Here is a 3,636-nt window from a genome sequence, read left to right as displayed (position 1 = left end):
CGACGCTGCAATCGAGGGGCCGCCGGTCATGATCGTCGGCGAAACCGTGTGGCTTTCGCAACTCTCGTCGTCTGCCGTGTGGTGCGCTGGCGGCGCCGTGATCTGGTGGGTCCACTGGTTTGCCGACGGCGGGCGCTCGTCGACCAGGGGCTTCGCCCGGTTCGCCCTCGTCGTCGTCGCCGGCTTTGCCTCCGTCGCGATCGCCCTCGGCGGCCTCACGACCGCGCTCTATGTGGGGCTAGCTACGCTCGCCACGACCTCCAGTGTTCTGGACGAACTCGCCAGAGCCATCGCAAACCTGGCCGCCGGTGCCGCACTGTGGGCTTACTACCGCACCGTCTTTCGCGAGGCTTCGGATGGCGTGCGTGAGGCGGTACGCATCGTTTCGTCAGGGATCTCCCTCGTCTTTGCAGCGTCGGGACTCGGCGTTGTGGTCAACGCCCTTCTCGCGTCGTTTACGGAGCCTCTTGCCTCCTCTGGCCCGGCCCTGCTGCTCTTTGGCGGGCTTTCCGCGCTTGTCGTAGGCGGGGTCGCCTGGTGGGTGTTCTGGCGCCCCCGTGGCGTCGGCGCAACCGATCACGATTCACCGGTTCCGGATGCCGCCACCAGCGCCGGGGGACGCCGAATCTATCTCGTGGTCGTCTTCGGTGTCAGCACTCTCATCGCCGTGATAACCCTGCTGGTCATCGCCTACGAAGTCTTCACCTTCCTGCTCGCGCCATTCTCGACGGGCGGCAGCCTCATCGACAACATCCGGGCGCCTCTCGGTCTACTCACCGCGACCCTCCTCGTTGCCGCCTATCACTTCGCGCTGTGGCGTTCCGATCGCGCCGCAACGGTGGCCGCCGGGCCCGAGGCGAGCTCAGGCATCACCCGCATCACCCTTGTTGCGCCCGACCCGCGAGGTGAACTGCGTGCGGAACTCGCACGGGCTACCGGGGCATCCGTCACCCTCCTCCGCACTGCCGAACCGACAGAGCCGACGGATCTAACGGAGTCAACGGACCTAACCGAGCCGACGGATCTAACGGAGCCAACGGAGCCGGAGCCGACGGAGCCGGAGCCGACGGATGCCACGAGGGTGACCGCCGCGATCGCTGCCGTTTCTGCCCCGCATGTGCTCGTGGTAGTTCGCGGTGCGCAGGTCGAGGTCATCCCCCTCGCGGAGTGAGCGCAGCGTCGCGGCGCTGGCGTGGCCGACGCCTGCGCCCACCCTGTCGCTGATCACCGCCGGGAGCGAGAAGTCGCTCCCGCACGAGTGCGCCGATGGCAGCCCTGGCGGGCGAACGAGCAGAGCTGTCGAGCAGGGTGGCGCCTCTGAGCAGAGCAGCGTCGAACGCCGCGGGGTCGTTCGGCACAAACACGGCATCGGTCACCCCACCGAATCTCTCGAGTGATTGAGCAACCTGCACCGACGGGGCCGCTCCGATCACGCTCGCCCGCAGGCGGTTCATGACGACCGTGATTCTGTCGGTCACGATCGTGTCGATCAGGTCAACGTGCGCCCGCAAGAACCGTGAGAGCCCTACGGGGTCTGCCGCACCCACCGCAACGATGTGGTCGGCGCTTCTGAGTGCCTGCAGGGTGGCGGCATTGCGCCGAGGTGCGAATACGTCGCTGCTGATCTCTTCGTCGTTTTCCAGGTTGAAGCCCGTGTCAACGACCGTGTAGTCCACCCACTCTCGGCACTGTTCGAGCGCCGTTCGCACGCGATCGGCCGAGAGCTCCGGCCAGCGGCTGGGGCGCCCGATCCCCGTGAGAACCCAAAAGCTCCCCTGAGGGGAAGAGTAGCGCTGGCCGATGCGTTCGAGCTCGGCGTTGGTGAGGGCATCCGCCCCCGCAAGGCGGCACGCTGCGGCAAAGCCGGGCGCCTCATCGAGCAGCCCGAGGGTCGGGGCGATGGATCCGCTATAGGTGTCGACATCGGCGAGCGCCACTGTTGCGCCCGCCGACGCGAGTTCCGCAGCGATCGTGATGGCGAGGCTTGTGCGCCCTGGCGAGCCCGCGGGCCCCCACACCGCGATGACGATTCCTCTGCCAGCGCGGGGCGCGGCAACCCCAGGGGCCGGCGCAGGCGTTGCCAGCAGCATCCCTTCGATCTGTGCCCACTCCGCCTTGTCAACAACCTCATGGAGCCCCACTGTGAGGGCGTTACGTCGATCACTATCGGTGTCGACGATGGCCACGAGCCGCACTCCCTCGCGGTCGGCCTCCGCCAACAGTTGCGGGGTGAGATAACGCTCGGCGGCAGAGGTGACGGCAACATCAGGCCGCGTGGCGCCCAGCAACGACGCAAGTTCCCCGGCACTGCCACACCGCGCGACCACGTCGTGGCCGTTGGCCTGCGCCTCGGCCACGAGCGAGTCTTCGTAGGCGATGGGCACTGCGAAAGCGATGCGGGTCATCGTCACCCCTTGATCGGCTGGGTCGTGGGGATCAGCGCGAGCGACGCGCCCGCCGCCTTCGATTCGAGGATGCGCGCGATGCGATCGCGTGAGACCAACACCTCCACACTCTGAGTCTGAGACCCGGCGATCATCCCATCGGCCTCGCTCACCCGCACGACCGTGACACCGGAGGCAACGACGGTCGGAGATCCGGATTCATCCTCTCGGTCTCCCCCGGCCGCCCAGAGGTCAACCACCGAGCCCTCTCGCACTGAGCGTGGCAGTATTCCCGCGACAGAGACGACGATCGCGGCCGAGGATGAACCCTCAAGAGAGCCAATGGCCGATAACGGTACTAACTCCCCTTTGCCTACTGTGCGTGCCACGACCACCCCGTCGTCAATGTCTCCTGGTCGGAGGTAGTGACTCGCCGATTCCCCCAGCCGCACCCTCGTCTCAACCAGATCGCCGGCCGAGACTGTGTCGCCTGCAGAAAGGGTGCGATCCGATGAATAGACGGTCACGGAGTCGTCGGACGAACCCACAATGAGCATGACGCCCGCGATCGACGCACCGATCAGCACAACGCCGACGGCGAGGCGCACGTCGAACCAGCGGGAGCGCGGCGCCCGACCTCGGTCGTGTGCTGCGAGTGTGCTCATGATTCTCCTTCTGTGTGGCCGACGGTGACCATCGTGGGGGCACCGCGCTGCGTGCGCCGCAAGTTATCCACAGCGACGCCCACTCACGGCAAGCAGGCGCATAATCGACGTATGACTGGCACGGACGACCACGAGGCTGCGAGCTCCCTCGGCAGATTCCTCACCGTCGCCGACGTGGCCGAGGTGCTCAACCTCTCCGCCGCCCAGGCGTATGCGCTCGTGCGCTCGGCAGAGCTGCCCGCCATCAAAGTAGGGGCGGCCGGGCACTGGCGGGTCGAACGCAGCGTGCTCGAGTCCTACATCGAGGCCAAATACGAAGAGAACCGTCGCCACGGCCTGTGGAACCAGGCCGAGTTCGCCGACGTCATCGAGCTGTCGTTCGGACCCCGCTAGGCCTAGACGGCCGCCCGCACCGTTTCAATAACGTCAAACGGCACAATGCGGATGTGAGCCACATCCCGCTCGCGCCGCGCGATTCCCGCCTCGTGCACGGCCAGGTCGAGGTGATCCCGCCCGACCCTGTCGATGGTTCCGTGGATGGCCTCGCCCCGTGACTGGGTGATCTCGACTGCCGTACGCCTTCGGCA

The 3,636-nt window shown here is 66.9% G+C and carries 4 protein-coding genes and 1 pseudogene; 2 read left to right on the top strand and 3 right to left on the bottom strand.

The genetic code is table 11. The features are described from left to right. The coding region (locus AC062T_RS11670) for a DUF5671 domain-containing protein (RefSeq protein ID WP_476030213.1) at positions 1–1,171 on the top strand (1,171 nt) is incomplete at its 5' end. On the opposite strand, the gene AC062T_RS11665 is transcribed toward AC062T_RS11670, so the two are convergent. Together AC062T_RS11665 and AC062T_RS11660 are read right to left on the bottom strand one after the other, a co-directional pair. Further along, the gene (locus AC062T_RS11665; protein ID WP_476030211.1) at positions 1,152–2,405 is read right to left on the bottom strand and encodes a CpaE/TadZ family protein; all 1,254 of its coding nucleotides are present in this window, start codon (positions 2,403–2,405) and stop codon (positions 1,152–1,154) included. The genes AC062T_RS11670 and AC062T_RS11665 overlap by 20 nt on opposite strands. 2 nt (positions 2,406–2,407) lie before the next feature. Then, positions 2,408–3,049, bottom strand: coding sequence for an SAF domain-containing protein (locus AC062T_RS11660; protein WP_476030209.1), 642 nt, complete (start codon positions 3,047–3,049; stop codon positions 2,408–2,410). A 111-nt stretch (positions 3,050–3,160) separates the two neighbouring features. Between AC062T_RS11660 and AC062T_RS11655 the strand changes: the two genes are divergently transcribed. Next, a complete protein-coding gene (locus AC062T_RS11655) occupies positions 3,161–3,442 on the top strand; it encodes a helix-turn-helix domain-containing protein (RefSeq protein ID WP_108515462.1) in 282 nt (93 codons plus the stop codon). Positions 3,443–3,444: 2 nt separating this feature from the next. Here AC062T_RS11655 and AC062T_RS11650 read toward each other — a convergent pair. After that, positions 3,445–3,636 (bottom strand): annotated as a pseudogene (locus AC062T_RS11650) (hypothetical protein); the annotation flags it as partial.

This window comes from Homoserinimonas sp. (assembly GCF_056262345.1).
The sequence above is the reverse complement of the archived record's forward strand: the minus strand, read 5'-3'. Positions and strand labels throughout refer to the sequence as shown.

What these genes read in the sequence shown, in the direction of transcription:
- AC062T_RS11665 (WP_476030211.1), bottom strand. Translation starts at nt 2,405, where the DNA reads ATGACCCGCATCGCTTTCGCAGTGCCCATCGCCTACGAAGACTCGCTC.
- AC062T_RS11660 (WP_476030209.1), bottom strand. Translation starts at nt 3,049, where the DNA reads ATGAGCACACTCGCAGCACACGACCGAGGTCGGGCGCCGCGCTCCCGC.
- AC062T_RS11655 (WP_108515462.1), top strand. Translation starts at nt 3,161, where the DNA reads ATGACTGGCACGGACGACCACGAGGCTGCGAGCTCCCTCGGCAGATTC.